Origin of the sequence: Rhodohalobacter mucosus, from assembly GCF_003150675.1 — a bacterium.
Classification (GTDB): Bacteria; Bacteroidota; Rhodothermia; order Balneolales; family Balneolaceae; genus Rhodohalobacter; species Rhodohalobacter mucosus.
Map to the genome: position 1 here is coordinate 26,609 of NZ_QGGB01000005.1, position 23,575 is coordinate 50,183.

Annotated in this window: 20 protein-coding genes and 1 tRNA gene; 11 read left to right on the forward strand and 10 right to left on the reverse strand. The window is 47.4% G+C overall.

Translation table 11 applies throughout. From position 1 onward, the window contains the following. Position 1: 1 nt before the first annotated feature. Positions 2-1,531 (reverse strand): NAD(P)H-hydrate dehydratase, encoded by a 1,530-nt coding sequence (locus tag DDZ15_RS05725; RefSeq protein ID WP_158278630.1) that lies wholly within the window; start codon positions 1,529-1,531, stop codon positions 2-4. A gap of 14 nt (positions 1,532-1,545) precedes the next feature. After that, positions 1,546-3,012: a proline--tRNA ligase gene (gene proS / locus DDZ15_RS05730; protein ID WP_109646028.1), complete on the reverse strand. Its 1,467-nt coding sequence runs from the start codon at positions 3,010-3,012 to the stop codon at positions 1,546-1,548. 587 nt (positions 3,013-3,599) lie between these two features. On the opposite strand from proS, the gene DDZ15_RS05735 reads away from it, so the two are divergent. Both DDZ15_RS05735 and DDZ15_RS05740 read left to right on the forward strand, forming a co-directional pair. Next, positions 3,600-3,673, forward strand: a tRNA-Met gene (locus DDZ15_RS05735). Positions 3,674-3,755: 82 nt separating this feature from the next. Continuing rightward, positions 3,756-4,013: a GIY-YIG nuclease family protein gene (locus DDZ15_RS05740; protein WP_109646030.1), complete on the forward strand. Its 258-nt coding sequence runs from the start codon at positions 3,756-3,758 to the stop codon at positions 4,011-4,013. 259 nt (positions 4,014-4,272) lie between these two features. Here DDZ15_RS05740 and DDZ15_RS05745 read toward each other — a convergent pair whose 3' ends face one another. From DDZ15_RS05745 to DDZ15_RS05755, 3 genes are all read right to left on the reverse strand, one after another. Beyond that, entirely contained in the window at positions 4,273-6,297 is a 2,025-nt protein-coding gene (locus tag DDZ15_RS05745; RefSeq protein ID WP_242978900.1) for an LVIVD repeat-containing protein, read from the reverse strand. A gap of 56 nt (positions 6,298-6,353) precedes the next feature. Further along, complete coding sequence (locus DDZ15_RS05750) at positions 6,354-7,112, reverse strand: DUF305 domain-containing protein (RefSeq protein ID WP_109646032.1); 759 nt, start codon at positions 7,110-7,112, stop codon at positions 6,354-6,356. A 404-nt stretch (positions 7,113-7,516) separates the two neighbouring features. After that, positions 7,517-8,164, reverse strand: coding sequence for a response regulator transcription factor (locus DDZ15_RS05755; RefSeq protein ID WP_146198522.1), 648 nt, complete (start codon positions 8,162-8,164; stop codon positions 7,517-7,519). Between the two features lie 156 nt (positions 8,165-8,320). Here DDZ15_RS05755 and DDZ15_RS05760 point away from each other — a divergent pair, with 156 nt between their 5' ends. From DDZ15_RS05760 to DDZ15_RS05780, 5 genes are all read left to right on the forward strand, one after another. Next, positions 8,321-9,046, forward strand: a complete 726-nt coding sequence (locus DDZ15_RS05760; RefSeq protein WP_109646035.1) for a M48 family metallopeptidase — start codon at positions 8,321-8,323, stop codon at positions 9,044-9,046. A 150-nt stretch (positions 9,047-9,196) separates the two neighbouring features. Beyond that, positions 9,197-10,060, forward strand: a complete 864-nt coding sequence (locus DDZ15_RS05765; protein WP_109646037.1) for a bacteriorhodopsin — start codon at positions 9,197-9,199, stop codon at positions 10,058-10,060. 134 nt (positions 10,061-10,194) lie between these two features. After that, entirely contained in the window at positions 10,195-11,370 is a 1,176-nt protein-coding gene (locus DDZ15_RS05770; RefSeq protein WP_109646039.1) for a BamA/TamA family outer membrane protein, read from the forward strand. A gap of 28 nt (positions 11,371-11,398) precedes the next feature. Continuing rightward, the gene (locus DDZ15_RS05775; protein WP_109646041.1) at positions 11,399-12,133 is read left to right on the forward strand and encodes a uroporphyrinogen-III synthase; all 735 of its coding nucleotides are present in this window, start codon (positions 11,399-11,401) and stop codon (positions 12,131-12,133) included. A gap of 258 nt (positions 12,134-12,391) precedes the next feature. Continuing rightward, on the forward strand, positions 12,392-13,867 hold the full coding sequence (locus DDZ15_RS05780; protein WP_109646043.1) for an alpha/beta hydrolase family protein: 1,476 nt from the start codon (positions 12,392-12,394) through the stop codon (positions 13,865-13,867). Here the strand turns inward: DDZ15_RS05780 and DDZ15_RS05785 are convergent. Beyond that, complete coding sequence (locus DDZ15_RS05785) at positions 13,864-14,730, reverse strand: SDR family oxidoreductase (protein ID WP_158278631.1); 867 nt, start codon at positions 14,728-14,730, stop codon at positions 13,864-13,866. The two genes, DDZ15_RS05780 and DDZ15_RS05785, sit on opposite strands and share 4 nt — an antisense overlap. 10 nt (positions 14,731-14,740) lie before the next feature. Then, positions 14,741-15,739, reverse strand: a complete 999-nt coding sequence (locus DDZ15_RS05790) for a nuclear transport factor 2 family protein (protein WP_199222893.1) — start codon at positions 15,737-15,739, stop codon at positions 14,741-14,743. On the opposite strand from DDZ15_RS05790, the gene DDZ15_RS05795 reads away from it, so the two are divergent. After that, positions 15,731-16,180: a winged helix-turn-helix transcriptional regulator gene (locus DDZ15_RS05795; RefSeq protein ID WP_109646049.1), complete on the forward strand. Its 450-nt coding sequence runs from the start codon at positions 15,731-15,733 to the stop codon at positions 16,178-16,180. The two genes, DDZ15_RS05790 and DDZ15_RS05795, sit on opposite strands and share 9 nt — an antisense overlap. Positions 16,181-16,337: 157 nt before the next feature. Here the strand turns inward: DDZ15_RS05795 and DDZ15_RS05800 are convergent, their stop codons facing one another. Further along, a complete protein-coding gene (locus tag DDZ15_RS05800) occupies positions 16,338-17,183 on the reverse strand; it encodes a glycerophosphodiester phosphodiesterase family protein (protein ID WP_158278632.1) in 846 nt (281 codons plus the stop codon). Positions 17,184-17,564: 381 nt separating this feature from the next. Between DDZ15_RS05800 and DDZ15_RS05805 the strand changes: the two genes are divergently transcribed. Next, complete coding sequence (locus DDZ15_RS05805) at positions 17,565-18,083, forward strand: phosphoglycerate mutase family protein (protein WP_109646053.1); 519 nt, start codon at positions 17,565-17,567, stop codon at positions 18,081-18,083. Here DDZ15_RS05805 and DDZ15_RS05810 read toward each other — a convergent pair. Together DDZ15_RS05810 and DDZ15_RS05815 are read right to left on the reverse strand one after the other, a co-directional pair. Next, positions 18,080-18,970, reverse strand: coding sequence for an alpha/beta hydrolase family protein (locus tag DDZ15_RS05810; RefSeq protein ID WP_109646055.1), 891 nt, complete (start codon positions 18,968-18,970; stop codon positions 18,080-18,082). The two genes, DDZ15_RS05805 and DDZ15_RS05810, sit on opposite strands and share 4 nt — an antisense overlap. 49 nt (positions 18,971-19,019) lie before the next feature. Then, positions 19,020-21,425, reverse strand: a complete 2,406-nt coding sequence (locus tag DDZ15_RS05815) for an endonuclease MutS2 (RefSeq protein WP_109646057.1) — start codon at positions 21,423-21,425, stop codon at positions 19,020-19,022. Positions 21,426-21,833: 408 nt separating this feature from the next. Here DDZ15_RS05815 and DDZ15_RS05820 point away from each other — a divergent pair, with 408 nt between their 5' ends. Then, on the forward strand, positions 21,834-22,619 hold the full coding sequence (locus tag DDZ15_RS05820) for a PhzF family phenazine biosynthesis protein (RefSeq protein ID WP_109646059.1): 786 nt from the start codon (positions 21,834-21,836) through the stop codon (positions 22,617-22,619). Beyond that, entirely contained in the window at positions 22,619-23,428 is an 810-nt protein-coding gene (locus tag DDZ15_RS05825; RefSeq protein ID WP_109646061.1) for a sulfite exporter TauE/SafE family protein, read from the forward strand. Before DDZ15_RS05820 ends, DDZ15_RS05825 begins: the two co-directional genes overlap by 1 nt. Positions 23,429-23,575 lie beyond the last annotated feature (147 nt).

Below are 23,575 nucleotides of genomic sequence, written 5' to 3' on the forward strand. Positions count from 1 at the left end.
TTCAGGTAAGATGCTCGGGGCCGAAAACGTCGTCTTCTGCTAGTTGGTTATATTTTTGATGGCCGGATAGTAGCGCCTGTACTACGGAGACCGGGATATTATGAGTTATTCCTAGGTTTGCTGAAATGGTTCCCGAGAGCACATCGCCAAATCCGGCCCGTGTAAAAGGGGATGTATCGTATCCGGTTATATATTTTTTATTTCCGTAATGTATTAAAAATGTTGGATTACCCTTTAAAACTATAGAGCATTCAAATTTTTCCGAAAATTTTACGGCAGCCGCTAACCGCTCAGAATCATTCTCCTTGTCAAATACCATACCCAGATAGTTTACGGCTTCGCCAATGTGTGGAGTCAGAATCCAGTTTTTCTTTTGCTCTGAACTGATGTCTTTAAGTTCATCGAAACCGGCCAAAGCATCGGCATCCAGAATCAATGGCCCCGAATACCGTTCAAGGAGCTCCGTCAAAAATTTACGCGTCTCTGAATCGGTGCCCATACCGGGACCGGCCAAAACCACTCCCGGCTTTGATAGTACAGATGAAAGTATTTCTTCTGCATGACCCGGCTTGAACTGATCATCCGAGGGGTTTCCGACAGTTTTTTTGATGATTTGAGGCAGGTTCTTTTCGTATATCTGCAGAAGGTTTTCCGTAGTATATAGTATGACCGCTCCAGCACCCGATTTCCAGGCACTTTTGGCAGCCATGATTGCTGCACCGGTCAGCCCTTTTGAACCTGCAATAATGTGAACCACCCCGTCATCGTACTTATGTTCCGCTTTCCGGTCTATGGCGGGAATTGTGCTTTCCAGACGATTATTAATTAATACGGAATCGTACGTCATACCGTACTCCGGAAAGGGGAGGGGCACCAGATGCACCTGGCCGGTAACCTTATCGGAACCATTCAGGTAAAATCCGATTTTAACGGTTCCGAACGTAATGGTATGGCTGCCTTGCACACACACTCCCCGGATCAGGCCGCTATCCGCATCCAGCCCAGAAGGAATGTCCATTGCAAAAACAGGCAACCCGGAATCATTTATTTTTTCGATAATCCCGGCAACCGGTTCCCTGACGTCGTCTGTAAGCCCGGACCCAAAGATTCCGTCTACGATGTAATCGTAATTATTTTCCTCGGGATCATTGAATGGAGAGGAGTCAAGTATAGTAATGTTTGACTGGTAACCGATCAGTTTATGTATCAGCTTCAGATTTTTCTCCGCATCTGCCGATAGATTCTCACTGCCCATACACATCCAGACGTGTATGCTATGCCCCGACTGTTCAGAGAGATAACGTGCTGCTGCAAGTGCATCACCGCCATTGTTTCCTTTTCCGCAAATAAAGAGGCCTTTTTTACTGATACCGGCCTCCTTGCGAATAATTTCAGCCGCACCGGAGGCTGCCTGCTCCATGAGGGTAAACCCATCGATGCCAAATTCATCAATTGTAAAGCGATCTGCTTCACGGCTTTGTGCAACCGTGAAGAGCTTGTTTTCCGGTGGTATGTGAATTTGATCGCTCATTATTACCAAGGTGGTTAATAGGATCTGGCAAAAAGAACTTTTTGTTTGGAAGGCTTTCCGGTTACCATGCATGCTCCTTCAGCGGAATCACTGTTCAAGGGGATCAAGCGAATGGTTGCCTTGGTCTCCTCCTTGATACGCAATTCCGTTTCAGCGGACCCGTCCCAGTGGGCATATATAAAGCCGCCGTTTTCTATCTCTTTTTTGAATTCCTCATAGCTGTCAACCTCGCGCGTATTTTCGTCCATACGTTTTTTGGCAGCGCCGTAAAGTTCAGCCTGAATGGTTTCCAGAAGCTCTGACACATGTTCCGAGATGCCTGCGGCCGGGATAATCGATTTTTCCAGAGTATCGCGGCGGGCAAGCTCCAGGTTGCCGTTCTCTACATCGCGTGGGCCAACGGCAATACGAACGGGTATTCCCTTGGCTTCGTGTTCGGCAAATTTCCATCCCGGCTTGTAGTTGTCGCGATTATCCAGCTTAACGGTAATCCCTTTCTCTTTGAGTGATTCTTGGATCGGGCGCGCATACTCAAGTACTGTTTCGCGCTGTTCATCATCCCTGTAGATAGGAACGATCACAACCTGAACCGGCGCCAATTTTGGGGGGAGCACAAGGCCGTTGTCATCGGAATGGGTCATGATGAGTCCCCCGATAAGCCGCGTGGATACTCCCCAGCTGGTAGCCCAGACATACCGGTGTTCACCGTTACGGTCCTGAAATTTCACATCAAATGCTTTTGCAAAATTCTGCCCGAGAAAATGGGACGTTCCTGCCTGCAGTGCTTTGCCATCCTGCATCAGTGCTTCGATGCAGTAGGTATCAACGGCACCTGCAAAACGCTCCGACTCGGTTTTCAGTCCGGTCACAACCGGCATAGCCATATATTCCTCGGCAAATGTTCTGTACACTTCGAGCATCTGTTCTGCCTCTTCCACCGCTTCTTTTTCGGTTGCGTGAGCAGTGTGGCCTTCCTGCCAGAGAAATTCCATGGTTCTCAGAAAAAGGCGGGTGCGCATCTCCCAGCGCACTACATTAGCCCATTGGTTGATCAATATGGGCAGATCGCGATAGGATTGAATCCAGTTTCTGTAGGAGTCCCAGATAATGGTTTCGGACGTTGGCCGTACAATCAGCTCTTCGTCGAGTCTTGATTCCGGATCAACCTCAACTCCGCCTTCAGCACTTTGCAGCCTGCTATGCGTGATAACAGCACACTCTTTGGCAAAACCCTCCACGTGCTGTGCCTCTTTGGAAAGAAAGGATTTCGGTATAAAGAGCGGAAAGTAGGCATTTTCGTGACCGGTTTCCTTGAACATTTGGTCGAGCGCCCCTTTCATGTTTTCCCACAGTGCGTAGCCGGTTGGCCGAATCACCATGCAGCCTCTTACAGGGGAGTGTTCTGCAAGCTGAGCCTCTTTTATGACATCCAGGTACCATTGTGAATAGTCTTCGCTGCGGTTGGTAATGCGTTTAGCCATCTGTCCGGTTTAATTATGGGTAAAATTGTATATGGGATAAAATACCCTAAGAATGAGTGAAGATAAAGAGGGAGTTGTGAGATGTTTGATGGACGATGGACGATGGACGATGGACGATGGACGATGGACGATGGACGATGGACGATGGACGATGGACGATGTGTGACTTGTGACTGGTGACTGGCGATTTGGATATCACAATGGAAAACATTCAACTTATCCGTGTCCCATCTCAATTACAGAAAAAAGGTTGGAATTCGGTTTCACCATTGATTGGAAAAAGTGATATATTTTGTGCTCTCAACAATCTGAAAAAGGTTGATGATTAATCAGCTATGGCGTGGTAGCTTCCTCCCGAAAGATCGGGAGGAGTAAGAGCCTCGGATTCATATCCCGAATGCTTTCGGGGCGAAGGTTCAAGTCCCGTCATATGTGATGTAGTTTCATTTATTGATTTTTTTGAATACAAGGCGTGGCAGCTTCCTCCCGAATGTCGGGAGGAGTAAGAGCGTCGGATTCATATCCGCCGGTTGGCGGACGGGGGTTCAAGCCTTGTAAATGTGAATTTTTGATTTTATTGAATACAAGGCGTGGTAGCTCAGGTGGTAAGAGCGTCGGATTCATAACCCGGAGGCCGAGGGTTCAAGTCCCTCCCACGCTACATTAAAAGCCCAATCCAATGAAAGTTGGGTTGGGCTTTTTTTATAAAGAGAAAGGGAGAGAAATAAAAAAAAGGGGGAATCATGTATCATGTCTATGTGCTGCATTCACCGGTGTACGATAAAATCTATATCGGGTACTCTTCTGATGTAGGAGTCAGGTTCATTTATCATAACCAGGGACCAAAAAAAGGGTGGTCCAGCCGCTATCGCCCGTGGTATTTGATCTGGCTGGAAGCTTACCAAGGCAAGAAAGAAGCGATGATCCGAGAGAGACAACTCAAAAGCGCACGTGGCAGAAGGTGGATTCGCGAGGAGTTGATCAGGGCTTGCTGGGTGTAAGAGCGTCGGATTCATATCCGCCGGCTGGCGGACGAGGGTTCTTCCGAAGGAATGCCTTTGGCAAAGTCCCTCCCACGCTACATTGAAAGCCCACTCCAATGAAAGTTGGGTTGGGCTTTTTTATTGGAGAGCACGTACTTCCCAAAGAATTGTGAAACGACTATCCCAAAAACCTGCTTGGGAATTCATTGAGAATAAAAAAAGCCTGTTCAGAATAAACCGAACAGGCTTTCAGGAATTAAATGAAGTTAACAGATTATCAGGATGTCAGATCCCTGAGTGTGCCTGCCAGCTTCTGAATTTTTGCTGAATTGGATGACGATGCTGCCTGTCTTTCCAGTTCGGATGCCAGGTTATTGAGTACCCGGGATCGGCTGTTCCCATTGCTGCTTTCAGCTTCGCTGATCTGGTTGCGAACCATTGCAAGTGTATTGGCATCCAGCTCACGGTTTCGGTCGAGCTGATCCACATAGGCTCTGGCAAGCGCAAATGAGGAGGGGAAGCTGTACTGTGGCTGTCCCTGTGCGTTCAGATAATCAAAGGTAACCGTATTGGCCGCTTCAATTTCATTCGCAGTGATGAAGTCGCTTGGTGTGAGCTCAAAAATGTCGAGCCCGCGGCCGATTTCAGAGTTCACGATAACGCCGTTGTACCAGTAAACCGACCAGCTTCCCGCAGGCTGCATCACGTCTGCACTGACGGGGCCGCGGTCATGAAAGGCAATTTCAACCGGATTTTCGGGATCTGTAAAATCAAAAACATTAATTCCACCCTGGTACCACGACTGAACCATGATATCACGGTCCGGAATCGGAATCAGAGATCCGTTGTGCGCTACACAGTTTTCACGGGTAGTTTGTGCAGCGGGTAGCTTGAAGTAGCTCTCGAACTCCATGGTGCCGTTATTGATGGAAAAGATGGCATTTGCACCCCACTCCATTGGGTCGGAAGCCCGGCACTTCGGCTGTGTTCCGCCGCCCCATTCATCGGTGAAAATAACGGTGGATCCGTCATTGTTGAATGTGGCTGAATGCCAGTAGGCAAAGTTTGAGTCGGCAACCGCATCGATCCGTACAGGGTTAACCGGATCAGAGATGTCAAGCAACAGTCCGTAGCCTTCGCAGGCACCGCCGGCCAGGCCGATTTCAGGATAGAGAGTGATGTCGTGGCACTGATCGGGCCCGCGGTCTCCTCCGCGATCCCAGTTAGCCATCATCGCATCCACCATGTCCTGCAGGTTGTTTCGAAGTGTCGTGCTGTCGGCAGCCGTTGGCTCACCTTCACCGCCTCGCTGCTGTACAATTACGTTGAGTAACTGTCTCACCATACCGCCGCGAAGTACGCGTTCCTGACCAAATATTTCGGCAACGTAGGCTCCTTCCGCCTTGGCGCGTTCAATGGCAGCGATCTCTGCGGGGGCCAAGCCGTGTGTTGGAGGAGCGGCAAGATCTTCAAAAATTCTTGGTGAACTCACAATAGCGGCATCCTCCGGACTTGCCAGCGGAACCTGGATCACCTCAATGCGGAAAAGCGCACTGTTTGGATCATCTTCCGGAAAAGCAGATGAACAGCCCGGAAGTTCTTCGTCAGGCCTTACCGGCGCTGAACCTGATACGTAGATAAAAACATTTTCATCATCGTTCGGATCTTTCAACACTGAATGTGTATGAGAGCCGCGGCATGTTTGTACGTTGGCGATATATTCAGGCTGTGTGATGTCTGAAATATCAAAAATGCGTATTCCCCTGAGCCGATCGGGGCTCGCTGTTTCACGAACTCCTTCCGTGCCGCAGTCGAGCCGTCCGCCCAAACCCTCACCTGAAACAAAAAGGAGGTTCTCATAAACGGAAACGTCACTCTGAGAGGCGGGACAGAGAAAGTCAACCACCAGCTCGGGAGATGCAGGGTCAGAAATGTCCCATACCATGAATCCATTGTAGTTGCCCTGAATTGCGTAATTGTCTTTAAACGCAAGGTCGGAATTAAAGGCGCCGACAAAATCGGATGGAGGAGGAGTAGTTGAAATCATATTCAGATTCCAAATGGCCTCTTCCGCGTCAAATAGTCCTGCCTCAAGACCCACACGAGGGTCGGGTGAGGGGTGCGTAGCTGCTGAAAGCGGCGTTACCGAATAGGAGGCTGTCATTGTATTTTGCTGAGTTGCTTCTTGCGGCGCACAGCTGTAGGCTCCGAAAAAAGCAACAAGTGAGATCACAATCCAGTGTCTGGCAAATCCCCATGTATCCGACACGATTGTGCGATTCGATGGCATGCTTCGTTTCATTCTGATTTTTATGTTTGGTTGTTGGTTCTGTTTACATATTTGTGGGCAATGCGTTCTCAGGGAGCATCACTCATCTGAGAAAGCATCAGTTTCATTCTCTCAATCTCAGTGATCTGGTCTACCTGAATGTCGGAAGCAAGCCGGAATGCCTGCTCATCCAGTGCGGCACCATCTGAATCAAAAAGATCCGTTACCATAATTACAGCACCTTCATGATGCTGTATCATAAACGAGAGAAATTTCCGGTCGAACTCAGCTCCCCTGGCTGCAGCAAGCTCTTCAAGCTGAGCCTGAGTGAGCATTCCGGGCATATCATGGTGGTTGTGCGTTCCCATGTCGCTATGATCCATTTCGCCATGATCCATCTTTTGATGGTCATCTTCGCCTGTATCATGCTGATCATGATGCATATCATCTGAATCCGGTTGCTCCATGGTAATGGTAAGGTTCAGACCGTCGATATTAACAATCGGAACAGGCTGATTTCTTTCCTTCAGCCATGTCTGCATGGTCGCAATCTCGTCTTTTTGTGCATTGATAATCCGGGCTGCGAGGGTCTGGATGGTAGGACTTGCTCCATTTTCCGGAGCCAGGTCGGACATAACAAGTGCCTGGGCGTGGTGACCAATCATGCCGGTCATGAAATCCACATCAGCCTGGGTAAAATTCATTTTTGATTCCTGGATTCTGGTCCAGTAAAGGTCTTCGAGCTCTTCGGCAGAACGTTCCTGAGCCACTGTTAAGTCAGTAAGCATGAACGTTAGAGCAAACAGCATGCAGATGTGGAAAATGTACTTCATGTTAAATAAGCTCATACTAGCGTAAATTTAAAGGTTTCGATCTCCCGTCGATAACGAATATATCTGATATTCATTGAGTCAAGATTATAGAGCGATAACAATTCTGAAGCAAATTAGCCTTTAATCTAATTTTTTCAGAAAGAAGGTGAGAGTAAAAATTTTTAAAACATGCTGGTTTCTCTAAATAATCCAAGCAGAAGCACATTCCGGACAGGAGGGGATCAAAAAATACTGCCATGTTAAGAAAAAGATGGGCCTGGCACATAAAAAATTAGCAGCCCTCCTTTCAAAGAGAGCTGCTAAATATCATCTACAGACGGCTATTACCCCATTTGCACTCTAAACATAGGTTTATCAACCCGGTATGGCAATAGGTAAAAGATCGTAATTTGACTACGTAGAACTACGTAGTGCACGTTTTACGTAATATTAGCCTCTTCCAGTGCAAAGCGAACCAGTGCAGCTGTATTCTTCAATTCCAGCTTATTCATCAGATTGGATCGGTGCGTTTCGACGGTTCGTGTACTGATGTAAAGAATTTTTGCAATTTCGGGACTTGTGTATCCTTCAACGATCAGTTTAAGAATTTCACGCTCCCGCTTTGTGATCTGTCTGACTGGTTTGGACGTGGTTTTTTTGGCCTGATCTGCATATCGGCCAATCATCAGCTGGGATATGGATTTACTGAATGCCTGCTCGCCGTTTGCAACCGTCAACACAGACTGGATGAGCTCATCGGATGTACAGTTCTTCGTAAGGTATCCTTTTACGCCTGCTTTGAGCGATTGATTGAGATGAGAGATGTCGGTGGAATATGTGAGTACAATCACAGGTACATCTTCATTGATCTTTCGCAACTTCAGAAGCAGATCGTGAATATTGGCATCAGCAATATTGGACGAAATAAGACAGAGGGAGTCCGGGTTTTTTTTGAATGCAGAAATCAGTTCTTTCCCGTTTTTGGCAGCCTCAAAAAGCGTAAACTTGCCATACCCGGTAAGAACAGAGTGCAGTCCACGACGATAAATGTCGTAACTGTCTGCAACTAAAACCTTTATTTTGTCCATGTAAGCCAACTTTCGTTGAGTGGGACACAGAATATACTTGTTTATTTCAAAATGTAAAGAGTAAAATATTTTAAGAATGTTACCGCTCTTTATGAAAAAGCTGAATTTATACTCATTGCAATTCGGAGTTCCGTCATTTTATGTATCATTGCATCCATGTTTTGGAAAAAGAAGAAATCCCGGATCACCCGAATTTCGTGTGGTGATCTGGACGTTGAAGTAAGGCAGAAACAGATCAGGAATTTTTATCTGAGAGTGTATCCTGACGAAGGCAACGTTGTGCTCAGTGCACCCATTGGGGCAGCACTGGCCGAGATGGAAGCATTTATAGAGAATAAAAGGGAGTGGATTTCCAGACACCTGTCTCAGAAGAAACGGAGGCAGACGATTGATACACTGCGTGCCCGTGAAGGTGAGACTGTACCGGTATGGGGAGTACAGAACAGAGTACGATATAAAAGAACCAAACCCCGATCGGCAAATGTTTACGCGGATGAAACGCTAATGCTCGGCCTGTTAAAAGGTGATGGAGAGGCTGAAGTGCACCGCCTGCTGTGTGAGTTTTACCGCAAAGAGATGAAGCAGAAGATTCCTGAGATCATATCAGTGTATGAACAAAGAATGGGTGTTCGCGTAAATGAGTTTGGTGTAAAGAAAATGAAAACAAGATGGGGCAGCTGCAACACGAGGGCAAACAGAATATGGCTCAACCTGGAGCTTGCTCTTTATTCACCGTCTGTTCTGGAGTTTGTGGTTGTACACGAAATGGTGCATCTCCTTGAGCGTCTGCATAACAGGAGATTTTATCGGTTTATGGACCACTACCTTCCCGATTGGAGGAAACAGGATGGGCTGCTGAAAAACGGCCACGAAATATGCTAGATGTTGAATTTTTTAACTTACTGTGCTCCATAGTTTTAAATAAAAAAAGCGATTTTCTGCCTTGCGAATGAACTTTGCGCCTCTCTGCACTGTTGGGTCGAAAGTGAAACCAAAAGCGGTTTCACAAACCTAAACTAACCAAATAACATTATGGATCTAATAAGTCTTTTGGGCAACTCGACCTTCGAAAATTACGTAGGTGCAGGATCCGGCTTCACAGAGATGGCGTACCAGATGTCGTCACACGTACTGACGCTCGGTTATGCCGTTATGCTTGCCGGCCTGCTCTATTTCGTTCTAACTATTAAAACTGTCGCACCGAAATACAGAATTTCATCTGTTCTTTCTGTGGTTGTAATGGTTTCAGCTTTTCTGCTGCTTCTTGTACAGCAACAAAACTGGACCGGCGCAATGATTTACGACGCTGAATCAGCGAGATATATTCTCGGTGATGGAAATGACCTGTTTAATAACGGGTACAGATATCTGAATTGGCTGATTGATGTACCGATGCTGCTGTTTCAGATTCTTTTTGTTGTTACGCTAACGAAAAGCAGTTTCAGTTCAATACGAAACGGCTTCTGGTTTTCCGGTACAGGTATGATTGTGACCGGTTATATCGGACAGTATTATGAAGTAACCAGCCCTTCCACATTTTTCATCTGGGGCTTTATTTCAACTCTTTTCTTCTTCCACATTCTGTGGCTGATGAAGAAAGTAATTACAGAAGGTAAAGAAGGCGCACCACCGGCAGCGCAAAAATACCTGGGTTCTATCTGGACTCTCTTTCTTGTTACCTGGATGCTCTATCCGGGCGCTTACCTGATGCCGTACCTCTTTAGCCTTGGTTTGGAGCCGGCTCTCACAGAGACAGCTGTAGTAGCGCGTCATATTACCTACACAGTAGCTGATATCGGATCAAAAGTGATTTACGGTATCCTGTTGACGCTGACAGCTCAGGAAATGAGTAAAGCGGAAGGATACGATTATGAAAAAATGGAAAATGCTCTCTAAGCAGAGATAATTCATTTTTGGTTAATGAGTAAGAGCTCTGGCCGTTACGGTCAGGGCTCTTTTTTTATACTGTTAATATCACCATGGTTTGAATATCGACACATCTGTTGCGTTACTGTCTTATATTTAGCGCCATGATGCATTTAGTTCGATACTTGATCACATTACCCGTATTGCTTGCCGTAATCTTTCAGGGGTCAAGCGTTTATGGACAAGTAACCTTAACACCCGGATCAGGAGAACAGGGAGCCCCCATCCAGTACTCGGTACTGCCGGTTGCAGGTTATACGTCGGATATTGGCCTGTTTGGAGGCGGACTATTCCAGAGGATCAATTACGGGAGCAAACCATATAAGCCATTTCTGAGCAGGCTTCAGGTTGATATGATAGGTTCATTCAGGGGCGAATTGCAGGCACAGGCCGCCTATGAGCATACGCAGGCGTTCAACGGGAGAGTACGCAGCAGGCTCAGCATGAATCTTTTTCGCTCCTCAATCAGCCATTTCTTTGGTCTTGGAAATAACGCCCCCTATTCTGAAGACCTGTACAACCAGGACTACTTTTTTTTCAAGAACCAGAACATCTCCCTCGGCTGGAGAGTCAGAAAAGTGATTACGGAGTACGGGTTTAACGGCACTCTTGAACTTTTTTCAGACCTTGAGGCATCTTTTTTCAAGACGACATCTATTGATGAGAATTCGATTTTTGCAACGTTCCAGGAACGACAGCAGCAAGAGTTCACAGGATGGACCAATATGGCCGGCTTTGGTATCATCGCAGATGATCGCGACAGCGAATTCAACCCCACTGAAGGGTATCGATACGAGGCCGGCATGTCTTTCAGTCACCCGCTGCTTGCCAGTGAGTATCGTTTTGCCTCATTCTGGGGTGAGCTGAGAAACTATGTTGAGATTCTTCCAGGCGTGGTACTGGCCCACAAGCTGCGAGGGGAGGCGGTAACGGGCAGTACGCCGTTCTGGGAGCTTTCAACCCTTGGGCATCAAGCCGGCCTGCGAGGTTATCATGAAGATCGCTTTCGGGGAGATCGTTCGATCCTGAACATTTTTGAAGCGAGGACCTGGCTTTTTTCAATACTTGATGAACAGATCAGATTCGGATCGCAGCTTTTCTGGGATACCGGCCGGGTTTTTACAGACAGCGACTCCGGTGAATTCTTCAACAACTGGAAACATACATTCGGTGTTGGCGGGGCTATTTCACTATTTAACCCGGATTTTATTATGACGGGTGATTTGGGTTTTTCTGAGGATACCTTCAGAATATATGCGGGAATCGGATACAATTTTTAGATAAAACAAGCGGCTTACTGCCATATTCATGAAAGAGAATATTCTGATTACAGCGAACCGTGATCTTGCTTCGGAACTGTTTGCCGGGTCAGCAGATCACAAAAATTTACTGCATCTGCCCCTTGAAGCGTATTCGGCAGAAACGGATCACGAAGCTGCGGTACAGTTTACCGAAAAGCCGGATGCGTTCGAATTTGTTTTGCATGGGAACCTGCTTAATACGCGATATTTTATGGAGTGGGTGAACCAAGAGGGGATGCTGCAATCGCTTCAAAATCGTATACATCTTGCCTGTGATGCACCAACTGCTTCATACCTGGAATCGGAGGGCATTCCGGCCATACTACCCAAGAGAGGAGGTAAGCCGATTGACGTTCTGGAGTTTATGCTTCGCATTACGAAAGAGGGTGCATCACTCTATCCGGCCCGGGATGGGGAGCAGGAGGAACTGCCGGCCCTTCTGAGAGAGCTGGATCTGCCGGTTCTGGAATTTATTGTTTGCAGAGAGCGAACCCTTTCGAAGTCAGAGCTTTCAAATTACAGGAAGCGGGCGGCGAAAGAAGATTTTTCGCACATCCTGATACATAACCAAGGATCATTTACACGATTGCGAACTGTATTTCCGCAGCTAAATCTGAAGAAATTTCGCATTATTTCCGGAAGCCCGGGCGTAACCAACCGGTTGATCGAAGAGGGTCTTGAGCCTGTAAGGGAAGCTGATGGCACATGGGTATCGATACGTGAAACAATCACGGACCTGTAACTTCATCACCGGGTATTTCAAACGCTCCGGGTATGCAGTGTAGGTACTTCATGATCAGACCTCCCGGCTTTTACTTTCTGACAGGTTGCAGTCTGAACGATATATAATGTTTAATATCCAATTGTTATGAAATAGATATTGATAATGTTTTAATTATCGATGAGTTACCGGTTTATGAAGGGATTTGACGTGGCAACTCTGTTTTGATCCGCAGAGTTTTAGGGTAGCAAGTAAACCCACACGATAATCCCTGATTTTATGAGAATTTTCGAAGTTGCCCTTCTTCTGACCGGAACCGTTTTGCCGTATGTGAAGCGGCCTCTGTTGATGCGGATACAGTCAGGTTACGTTTTGTTTTTTCTTGGTATCCTGATATTACTGCATCTTTTGATTGAAGGATGGCGCTGGCAGATGATCCCTGCGTATGTATTGATCCTCACAGTTGGGTGGAGTATTCAGGTTTTGGATGTCAATAAGCCGGCCCGACTATCTTTCGCCAGGGTTGTGGGTTTTATAAGCCTGACCTTTCTGATCTTTACAGGCTGGTTGTTACCCTCTGTTTTTCCCGTCTTTTCACTGCCCGAACCTCGCGGAATCTATAGTGTGGGAACTGAAATGATCCATGTTAAAACGGGTGAAGAGGAGGGAATAACCTCAGAACCCGCAGATGAGCGCGAGCTGATGCTGAAGATCTGGTACCCGGGTGAATCAGACGTTTCATCCTTAAAAGGGGAGAAATATCTTGATGAAGCCGGCAGGGAAGGTTTTGCCGTTAAATACGGTTTGCCGCCATCGGCGCTCAATTATCTGGACTACGTGGAGACCTATGCATTTGCTGATATTCCCGTTGCTAAGGATACCTTTCCGGTATTGATCTTTTCACACGGTTACGGGTCAAAAGCCACCGGCTACTATGCGCTACTGACTGAAATTGCAAGCCGGGGATATGTGATCGTCAATATGAATCACACCTTTGAAAGCCTTGGGGTAACCTTTCCCGACGGAAGAAAGGAGTACTTTGATTATGACTACCAGAGAGAGATTTCGTCCGGATCCATGGAGCTGGTTCAGCCGATCCGGGATGCATTCAAAAATGGCTTTGATTACCGGGAAAGACACCCAATCGTCAGGGAAGCTGTTAAAGATTATTTCGAAGGCGAAATCCAGGATCGCTGGGCCGAAGACATGATTCTTACGATGGACCTTCTTGAGGAATGGAACACCGAAGGATTGCTGAAAGGAAGGCTTGATCTCAATAAAATTGGGGTATTTGGGCACTCTGTGGGGGGAGGAGCGGCAGGTAATGTTGCCATGAGGGATGACAGGGTGAAAGCTGCAGTAAATCTGGACGGTATTCAGTGGGGCAGTATGATCGACACCACGTATTCGATACCCTACCTTTACGTTTCTGCCGACTGGCCCGAAGACCATGAAGACATTAATTCGCATATCTACATCCATAAAAGCAGCGACTACTTCTACGAGGCAAAATTACTGAAATCGGGTCACCCTGACTTTATGGATATTCCATTCATGATTCCATATCCGTCACTCTCCGGCTCCGGTGATATCGATCCCCGTCTTGGAACGGAAATCGTGACGAATCTGGTCACCTCTTTTTTTGACCGGCATTTAAAAAATATACCGGAGGCTGACCCTCAAGCCATTAGTGAGCAGTACGACTTGCTGGATTTGACCGTGTTTCGGGGTGACTCCATTAATAAAGCACGCTAAACCTTTGTTTCGAGCATAAATTCAAGCTGCAACGAGTTTAAAACCTCATCCTGCAGGGGTTGCGTCAGTTCATTCATCTTAAAAGCACCATAGTCCAGCCCCACCACGGTTCGTGTCGGACGGGTTCCCCGCTCCATCTCCGCTAAGTCCAGATAGGCATCCACCACCAGTTGCGGTTGAGGGGCATCAGGTGTATTCAGGAAATGTTCGAATTGTTGAATCATTCCTGTCTTTATTTGATTGAGCTCAGAATACTCTGCCACCACTTCTGTGCGTTCCTCCGGTTGAATAGAACCTATCAGTCCCGTACCGAACGGACCGGGTTCAACCAGCACCACTTCGATGCCTTTAGGTGCTACTTCATATTTCAACGCCTGGCTGTAGCCCTCAACGGCAAACTTGGTGGCATTATACGTTCCAAAAAACGGCCATGAGACCCTGCCTGCTACGGAAGTGGTGTTAATTATCAAGCCTTTGCCTGCTTTACGCATTGTGGGCAAGACTGCCTGCGTTACGCGAATGATCCCATAATAATTTGTATTCATCTGCTGATGGGCCTGTTCCACGCTATAGGCCTCCGTAACACCTACGTACATTATGCCCGCATTGTTGATCAGAATATCCACCTTGCCTTCTTCGGCAAGTATATCAGCGAAGGCCGATTGAACGGAAGAATCATCCGTAACATCCATCTCCACAACTTTTATTTGGGCCGAATGTTCTTCCAATTCCGCTTTAACTGATGCGTTTTTCCCGCCGGGGTTCCGCATTGTAGCGAATACATAATAGCCTTTATCGGCAAAATCCTTAGCAGCCTGTAAGCCGAAACCACTGCTGCTTCCCGTGATGATTACATTTTTCATTTTCATCTATTTAAAAATTAAACATTGTGTTGTGGTTCGCTAAATTTTCGTTTGGTATCGGTTGAATCACATCCCAATGTTCAACGGCCTTACCATCTGCTATCCGGAATAAATCGTAAAAGACCTGCTTCTTCCCGCTCCATTCACCTTCACTTACTGTGAGCACAAAGTTCCCCTCCCCCAGTACCTTATGTATTTTGGTGTATTTGAACAAATTGTTCTGTGAGGTGAGATAATCTACGGCTTCCAGTATCCCCTTAAGGCCGTCTTTTATACCGGGATTGTGCTGATGATATTGCTCAGCACTGATGTGTTCGGTAATTTTTTCGGGGTTTTGGCCCATGAGCACATCTTCTATCAATGCTACAGCCACCGCTTTGTTCAGCTCTGTTTTATCCAGGTTCTCAGCAGCTGCAGGTCCGTCTGTTTGTGTTCTTCCGCTGGCCGTTTCGTGCACCAGTGGAGTCATGGCATCCCAATGTTCAGCTATTTTACCATTGTCATCCAGGCGGATTATGTCAAATGACACCATCTCATCGGCACCAAAAGGTGTGGCATTTTTCCAGATATTGTGCATGAAAACGTAATTGCCATCACGGAACATCCGGATATTCTCAGCAGTAGTACCGTGTTCCTGCAGTAAGGGCAGCATCTGTATGAACGGCTCCAGCCCTGTTGGAATAAATGGATTATGCTGGATGTAATCGGCATTTGCCAGTTCACGCATGGTTGCAGGATCATTTTGTAATACAGCACTCAGGAAAGTGCCCACAGTTTCTTTTTTATTCATTTTTGTAATTGGATTATTGAGGTTGCTCCCGCTGTTTGAATTTGTTGAACTGCAGCATGCGGGAAGGCCTGTACCCGGAAATAGAGTACTTTTTTTGGTTGGTGAAAATTGATTACTTTTAATTCGCAAGTAAAGATACGTTTTTGCTTTTAAATTGCAAGCAATAAATAAAATTAATTGCATGATGCAAGTAAATCTTGATGAAATAATATGAAACATGAATTCAGATGTGATTGCCCGATTACCTCAGCACTTGACATTCTGGGTGATAAATGGATGCTGGTGATAGTAAAACAGATGCTTTTAGAGGGAAAGGAAACCTTTAAGGAATTTACAGAGAGTGAGGAGGCTATCGCTACCAATATTCTTTCCGCAAAACTGAAGCTCCTTGAAGAAGCAGGAATTGTTACCAAGAATAAGCTGCCCGAAAACAAAAAGTCGAACCTCTATCTCTTAACAGAGAGGGGGCTGGCAATTGCACCTATCATCGTGGAGCTTGCCATTTGGAGCGATACCCATCTCCGGGATTTTAACCCTTCCATTGTAAATGGAGAGGAGATGGAGCTGTTGAGAAGTGACAAGGCGGCTTTTACGAATGCACTGGTGAGGGCATATCGTAAAAAACTTGCAGATACAACAGCTGTTCCGAATATAAACTAAGGTGCCGATTTTATTCTTCTTCACATGGGTGCAAGCATAAGGGGGGCTGTTTTTCCAGAGTCAGGCTACCTTATAGATTAATGGTGGGGTTTTTGTAATGGCAGCGGAGCTGCCGGGAGCCATGCGCAGTGGAACTGCGCATGAGGAGGTGAATGTTTTATCTGAGCACCGCAGCGCTATCCGGATAGTCGGTGATGATACCATCCACACCCATCATCAGCAGCCTTCTCATCTCGTCAACCCTGTTGATTGTCCATGGAATCACCAGCATGCCTCTTTCCCTGGCTTCGGCAATCATTTCAGGTGTTACCAATCGGTAGTTCGGGCTCCAGATTTCAGGTGTAAAGCCAAGCCGGCTGATATACTCCTGCATGGGTCGCTGGTCGGAGACCAGCATGGCAAGCGGGATTGCGCTATTCAGTTTTCGGAATTCAATTAGCGTGCGGGGATCGAATGACTGAACGATTATGCGCTCTGCAACTCCCAGCTGTGAATCAAGCTGGGTGAGCTCTTCATAAAGAAGACGTGCAAACTCCTCCGGCTGCGGAACCATCTCTCCGTAAAATTCAGGATTACTTTTGGTTTCGATATTATAGAATGGCTTAGGGAAGTTGTTTTCTTCCGCATATTGTTCAATGGTGCGAACAGCTTCTGAAAAAAGAGGTTTGGTTACCTCCATCGTTTCCTGGTTCGGAAAATTGGGATTTACCCTCTTTCCCACATCGTACTGCTGCGTCTCCTCAAAGGTCATATTAAAAATATTGAGCGAGCGCTCTTCTTCTTCGGTTACCGGTTCGCCGTCGGGCCGGGTTGTAAATAGATGGCTGAACCAGGGTTCGTGTGACACCAGTATCCGGCCATCGGCTGTGACCACCAGATCCAGCTCAATCGTATCCACGCCGAGGTCCATCGCCTTCAGAAAAGCGGGGATCGTATTTTCGGGCATCAGTCCGCGTGCTCCGCGATGCCCCTGTAAATCAAAATTGTAGCTGTTATCATTCATGGTGCAGGATGTTAAAAGGAACGTGCACAGGAGGATGCAAATAGATTTCATATGTTCTGGTGCGTCAGGTTCAGGATTGCGTTGTTCCGGATTCAATATATTGTGAAAGTTATCTATTTCAAGAATCAACTGTACAATTGGCACAGGAATTGAATGGTCATCAGTGTTTCTCACGATACAGGCATCCCAATAGAGTAAATCATCAGCCTGAATCAGTGACTAACCCAGCGAAATACAGCGAGAAAAATGAAATGAATCGTATCTAATTAATGGGTTCTAAAACAGTTTGAAAATTGTATTTTCAAACTGTAAACCTGCCGGCCTGAATGATAATTTCGTTCACCATTCAATACCATTTTAAACCAAAGATCCAGGACAAATATGAATCGTACGAGTAAATCAATCGTTGCCATTTCCCTGTTTTGCCTATTGTTTCCACTTAAGGGTAATGCTCAGGAGGCAGACAATATCAGCACCTTCATATTGGTGCGCCATGCAGAGAAGGAAGACAACAGCAGGGATCCGGATCTTTCTCAGGAAGGTTATGAACGTGCAGAGCGGCTGGCCAAAATGCTTGCTGAAATCGATTTTGATGCGGTCTACTCCACACCTTATATCCGCACGCGGGAAACGGCTCGTCCGCTGGCTGAAAACAACGGGCTGGAACTTTCAGAGTACGACCCGGGCTCACCGGATGAGACTGTTCCGGAATGGCGGAGTCTTCACCGTGGAGATATTGTGCTGATCAGCGGCCATTCCAATACCACACCTGCATTTGCAAATGCGCTGCTGGGCCGTGAGCACTTTAAAGAAACATTTGATGAATCCGATTACGGCAATCTGCTGATCATCACGATCACCCCAGTCGGGGAAGCACGGCTTCTTCACTTGAGGTATTAGTTTTTGACATACGTCATTGTGGTAAAAAGCCGGAGTACGCGGTTCCACTCTTCACTCCACGGAGCAATCATCTCAAAATGCCCTGCGTTTGCCAGTACAACATGTACCGAACTGTCGCCGGCATCGCTCAGGGCCTGATTGAAGCGGTAGCCGAAAAAGGGTGGTACGGGAGCGTCGAATGCAGCGTTTACTTCGGCATGCGTCACTCCGAGTGGAAGAAGGTGCAGAGGCGAGGTATCCAGATAGGCACTCTCACCGCGGGAGTCCAGATCAACGAGGCGTTCAACGGTTTTTTCTCCGCAGGGTGATGCACCATAGCTTGCATACCTCTCAAGGTCATTGATGCCCGCAAGGGAAATTACTCCCTGAACCTGAATGGGCTCTGCGGTGTAGAGAGGACTTGTCGGGTCAATATTTTTTCTGCCTGCAAGCCACGTGGCCAGGTGTCCGCCGGCCGAATGCCCCGCCACAAGTACCGTATTGATGGGTAGTTCATACCGTTCAGCAATCTGAGTGAGATGGTCAGCACCGGATGCTACATCAAGAAATGTGCCCGGATAGCCGCCCCCGTCGTGTCCCAGCCGCCGGTACTCCACGTTCCATACGGCAAATCCTTCACTGCGCAGAGCATTTGCCATATGGTTCATGATCTCTACGCCCGGGTAGATATCAAGCCAGCAGCCTCCGTGCACCAGAATCACTGTGGCGCGGGCTTCTTCTTCCGGAATCCAAAGATCACCGAACTGCAGAGAGTCGGACCCGTACCGGATGCGCTCATCAGGCTGCGGCAATTCCCTCTCAATCAGATCGCTCCAGGAGATTAGTTGTGCCTGAAGGGTATCGGTGATGAAGAAGAGCACAAGTATAAGTGAAAAGACTCGAATCATCTGTATTTGATAAGGATTATCGGATGGTACTCGTTTACGCTATAGATAGTCAAAGTTTGACAATGGTACAGCCGCTGCCGCCACTTTCCCAGGGAGCAATATCAAATTCCTTTACCTCTTTACGCTGCTCCAGGTATTCATGAACCAGCTTGTGCAGAATGCCTTCGCCCTTTCCATGCACAATTTCAACTTCATTCAGGCCCCGGGCAACCGCTTTATCAAGATAGAGGGTTAGCTCTTTAATGGCTTCATCACCTCGCTTACCGCGAAGGTCGAGCCGCGGTTTCACAGAGAGATCAATTGCTTCAGACCCGCCGTACGACCTCTGCTTCGCAGGTGATTTCTTCTTCTTTTTTGGAGGCTCCGTCTTAACAAGTTTATTCAGCTTCGACTTTATCTTCATTCCGTTAACGAGCACGGTAGCCTGTTTACCGGAAAGGTCAATGAGCTCGCCGGTTGTATCACTGTCACCGATCACAACGGTATCGCCCACCGCAGGAGTTTCGCCGGTTCGTACCGGTTTTTTCTCCTCCTCCGCAAGGCTGCGTTTCAGGCTGATCTCCTTCTTCGCATCCCTCACATCAGAGCGTGCTTCACGAATGGCGTCTTTGTCTTCTTTGCCAAGTTCCACAATTTTTTGAACAGCCTCTTCTATTCGGCTGTTGGCCCCTTTCATGATCTCTTCCGCATCCTTGTAGGCTCTTTCAAGGATTTTCTTCCTCTTATTCTCAAAATTGGATGCTTTATCGATGTACACCTTTTCACGCTTTTCAAGATTGCTCAGCCTCTCTTTGTAATCGGCCATTAACTCTTCCGATTCCTGCATCTGTTTCTCCAGATTAACCAGAAGATCACCCATTTTATCGCGCTGTTCACCAAGCAGTGATCGTGCGCGTTTCATCATGGAGCCGGGCAGGTTCATTCGGTCAGCGATTTCGAAAGCATAACTGGATCCAGGCACTCCTTTTTTGAATCTATAGGTGGGGGAGAGGCTCTCCTGGTTGAACTCCATTGCACCGTTTATAACCTGTTGGTGCTCGTGAGCAAACACTTTAAGCGATCCGTGATGTGTGGTTGCGATAACGCGTGAATTTGAGTCAATCATCGCTTCAATAAAGGCCTGAAAAAGGGCGCCTCCCTCTTCCGGATCGGTTCCGGAACCGGCCTCATCGATGAGTACCAGGGACCTGCGAGGTACGTCTTCGAGCACATGTTTCATCCAGTCAAGCCGGGAGGAAAAGGTGCTCAGGTCGTTCTCGATCGACTGCTCATCACCGATATCCACAAAAAGGCCTGATATCACCGGAATTTCGGAGTCGGGCTGAACAGGCACAGGGTATCCGCACTGAAGCATGGCAGAAATCAGTCCTACTGTTTTCATGGCTACCGATTTACCGCCTGCATTGGGCCCGGTAATGATCAGCGCCCGCTCGGTCCCGCTCATCTCCAGATTCAGCGGAATTACAGGTTCCTTGTTATCTTTTGATCCGATTTGCTTTAGCAGCAGATTCGGATTTCTTGCCCGGATCAGGTTCAATTTTCCGGAGTCGGAAATCAAAGGGATCACACCGTCCAGATCGAGACCCAGGCTGACCCTGCAATGAATGGCATCGAGCTCTCCGATATACCCGCAATTGAGCTCCAGTTCTTCCCTGTAGGTGCGAACCTCAGTTGTAAGTTGCCGTATAATTTTTTCAATTTCGCGCTCCTCCTCCAATTCAAGCTGCCGGATTTCATTGTTGATCTGGAGCGCCTGAACCGGCTCGATATAAACGGTTTGTCCAGTGGATGACACATCATGCACAAAGCCTTCAACCTTGCGTTTAAACTCGGCCTGTACAGGAATTACCATGCGTCCGGCACGAATTGTGGCGCCTTCGTCAGAAACGACATCTTTTTTGGCCAGATCTTTCATAACGCGTTGTATGGTGCTCCGGAGCCTGCTTCGTTCGCGGTTTAATTTACCCCTGATTCTTTTCAGTTCGGAGCTGGCATCATCCTTAAGTTCGCCCCTGTCGGTTACCACTCTCTGTATGGCCTCCTCAAGAGGCTTGAGATTTACAAGGCGGTTTGTAATTTCTTGAAGGGCTTTGTATGTGACTTCTGTTCGGACAAAAAATTGTTTGATAATGCGGGCCTGACGAGCATTTGCAAGGATAATGGGAAAGCTCTCGAGGGGCAGCAGGGATCCGCCTGCGCGGCTCTCTCTCAGGTGGGGGCGTACGTCATCAAGGTTAGTAAGCGGATGGTTAAGGCCGCTTTGCAGCAGATGCATCCATTCAGATGACCGCCCCAGTTCGTTCCTGACTTTCTCTGAATCGGAGAACGGTTTGAAGGATGAGATCTCTTCCTTTCCATAAAGGGTAAAGCACTTTCTCAGCGTAGCTTCCCTTACCGTTTCAAAGCCGGTTTTGCGAAGGGTACTATCGGGGTAAACAGATGCATGAATACTCATACCTAAAGGTCGCAATCTTTTGTTGAATTTTGAATGATGATTTCAGGCAGACTCTGTGGGCAATAGAGGTGTGAATTGAATGAACCGATTTACTACATTAACGTGAGTTCGAGATAAGAGCTTGTTGAAGAGTGTCCCAACGTCGGCTGACTGTGGGCAATGGGGGATGAACAGTAGTGAAATTATCGACTAAATTTAATTATTAGAGTCAAATCAACGCTCAGCCCCGAAGGGATCCTTTACGGGGCGGGTCATCCCCCCTCGTCCGTCCCGACATTCGGGACGGACTCTTCACCCTTCTCCCATAGGGATCCCTACGGAGAGAGGGGGAATTTTTCGGTTCATTTCCTTATCTCGAACTGACATTACATTAAACAGACAGAAAGAATCCAGAACAGATCCCTCTTCATGAAAATTTTCCAGGTAGACGCTTTTACCGATAAAATCTTTTCGGGCAACCCTGCGGCAGTTGTTCCGCTCGAAAGCTGGCCTGAGGAGAGTGTAATGCAGCAAATTGCCGGGGAAAATAATCTTTCGGAGACAGCTTTTTTTGTTCCTGAAGGGAATGATGGGTACCGGATTCGCTGGTTTACACCGGTTACCGAAGTTGATCTTTGCGGGCACGCAACCCTGGCGTCGGCCCATGTTCTGTTTACCCATCTTAACTATAAAGATTCCGTGATACGCTTTGCATCAAAAAGCGGTGAACTGACAGTATCAAGAAGAAAAGGGCTTTATTGGCTTAACTTTCCATCACAGCCCCCCGATCCGATTCCGGTTCCGAAACTGATTCCCGAGGCACTGGGTACGGTTCCCATCTATACCGGCGTAAATACTGACCTTCTGGTGCTGGTTCAGGATGAAGAGACCGTAAAAAAGATGAACCCCGATCTGATCATTCTTAAAAGAATGGAGGTAAGGGGTGTTATTGTAACAGCGCCTGCCGACAGTGATGAAACCGACTTCGTGAGCCGTTTTTTTGCACCTGCAGTGGGTGTGCCGGAGGATCCGGTTACAGGCTCGGCGCATACGGTACTTACGCCTTTTTGGGGAAAGAGGCTTGGAAAAAATGAGCTGGAGGCTCGGCAGATCTCTGAAAGAGGCGGACTTCTGAGGTGTGAATGGGCCGGAGACCGCGTTCAGATCGGCGGTTCAGCAATTACATACATGACCGGTAACATTCGCCTGGATTGATGCTGCTCTTCGTATTACTCCTCATTCTGGGTATTTTTGCCGGCATTGTAGCAGGCTTTTTTGGAGTTGGGGGAGGTCTTCTTTTTACACCGATTCTCTTTTTTGTATTTACCGGAACGGGCGTGGAGTCGCCTGCAAGCTGGGCAATTGCGTCGTCTCTCTTCTGTACGTTCATTGCGTCCATAAGCAGCAGCATACAGCAGAATCGACAGAAAAATACATTTTGGAAAGATGGAATCATTATTGGCCTGTTCGGTGCACTGGGCGTGAATGCGGGCAAGCGGATCGTAACGTCAGATTTTTTTACGGAGGATGTGTTTGTCTCACTGTTTGTGATTTTGCTGGTTTTTGTATCGGTACTCTTCTACAGAAAAAGCCGGACCAAAGTAACCCTGCAGCTCAAAGCCGGTGATATGGGCTGGTTAAAAATGTTCACTGCAGGCGGGTTCGGCGGTTTCGTTGCATCCCTGGCCGGAGTAGGAGGCGGTATTGTTTTGGTTCCTGTCATGAATTTGTGGTACAGGCTTCCGATAGCCAGGGCCGTGAGTACCTCATCCCTCGCCATTGTTATTATCTCTTTTTCAGGCTGGACTCAGTATGCATTTCTCGCAGAGAGTGGAGCCGGCGCATCGCCCTATACTTCGGGCTTCGTCGATTTTGGGACCAGCCTGCCATTGGTTGCCGGTGCGTTTATCGGAGGGTTATTCGGTGTAAAGATCAATGAGAAGGTGAAAAGTGAGAGCGTGCAGATGGGTTTTTCAATATTGGTACTTCTCATTGCCCTTTCGCTGATCTGGAGCCAGATTTAAAGAGATATCTGATGGACGAATAACGAATAGTGATCTATGAAGTTTCCGCTTTTATCAAGCCTGCAGCGAGTGGCTTGCTGCATGGGGCATTTCTCAAGCACTGCAGGCGCGCAATCGACAGCCGCGCGCGAAGCGCGCGGTAAGAAG

Bases quoted from the DNA above. Each gene is read 5' to 3' on its own strand.
- DDZ15_RS05805 (WP_109646053.1), top strand. From the start codon at position 17,565: ATGAATCGTACGAGTAAATCAATCGTTGCCATTTCCCTGTTTTGCCTA.
- DDZ15_RS05755 (WP_146198522.1), bottom strand. From the start codon at position 8,164: ATGGACAAAATAAAGGTTTTAGTTGCAGACAGTTACGACATTTATCGT.
- DDZ15_RS05800 (WP_158278632.1), bottom strand. From the start codon at position 17,183: ATGAATGATAACAGCTACAATTTTGATTTACAGGGGCATCGCGGAGCA.
- DDZ15_RS05815 (WP_109646057.1), bottom strand. From the start codon at position 21,425: ATGAGTATTCATGCATCTGTTTACCCCGATAGTACCCTTCGCAAAACC.
- DDZ15_RS05750 (WP_109646032.1), bottom strand. From the start codon at position 7,112: ATGAGCTTATTTAACATGAAGTACATTTTCCACATCTGCATGCTGTTT.
- DDZ15_RS05760 (WP_109646035.1), top strand. From the start codon at position 8,321: ATGTTTTGGAAAAAGAAGAAATCCCGGATCACCCGAATTTCGTGTGGT.
- DDZ15_RS05790 (WP_199222893.1), bottom strand. From the start codon at position 15,739: ATGTTTCATATTATTTCATCAAGATTTACTTGCATCATGCAATTAATT.
- DDZ15_RS05785 (WP_158278631.1), bottom strand. From the start codon at position 14,730: ATGAAAAATGTAATCATCACGGGAAGCAGCAGTGGTTTCGGCTTACAG.
- DDZ15_RS05820 (WP_109646059.1), top strand. From the start codon at position 21,834: ATGAAAATTTTCCAGGTAGACGCTTTTACCGATAAAATCTTTTCGGGC.
- DDZ15_RS05810 (WP_109646055.1), bottom strand. From the start codon at position 18,970: ATGATTCGAGTCTTTTCACTTATACTTGTGCTCTTCTTCATCACCGAT.
- DDZ15_RS05775 (WP_109646041.1), top strand. From the start codon at position 11,399: ATGAAAGAGAATATTCTGATTACAGCGAACCGTGATCTTGCTTCGGAA.
- DDZ15_RS05725 (WP_158278630.1), bottom strand. From the start codon at position 1,531: ATGAGCGATCAAATTCACATACCACCGGAAAACAAGCTCTTCACGGTT.
- DDZ15_RS05740 (WP_109646030.1), top strand. From the start codon at position 3,756: ATGTATCATGTCTATGTGCTGCATTCACCGGTGTACGATAAAATCTAT.
- proS (WP_109646028.1), bottom strand. From the start codon at position 3,012: ATGGCTAAACGCATTACCAACCGCAGCGAAGACTATTCACAATGGTAC.
- DDZ15_RS05765 (WP_109646037.1), top strand. From the start codon at position 9,197: ATGGATCTAATAAGTCTTTTGGGCAACTCGACCTTCGAAAATTACGTA.
- DDZ15_RS05780 (WP_109646043.1), top strand. From the start codon at position 12,392: ATGAGAATTTTCGAAGTTGCCCTTCTTCTGACCGGAACCGTTTTGCCG.
- DDZ15_RS05770 (WP_109646039.1), top strand. From the start codon at position 10,195: ATGATGCATTTAGTTCGATACTTGATCACATTACCCGTATTGCTTGCC.
- DDZ15_RS05795 (WP_109646049.1), top strand. From the start codon at position 15,731: ATGAAACATGAATTCAGATGTGATTGCCCGATTACCTCAGCACTTGAC.
- DDZ15_RS05825 (WP_109646061.1), top strand. From the start codon at position 22,619: ATGCTGCTCTTCGTATTACTCCTCATTCTGGGTATTTTTGCCGGCATT.
- DDZ15_RS05745 (WP_242978900.1), bottom strand. From the start codon at position 6,297: ATGAAACGAAGCATGCCATCGAATCGCACAATCGTGTCGGATACATGG.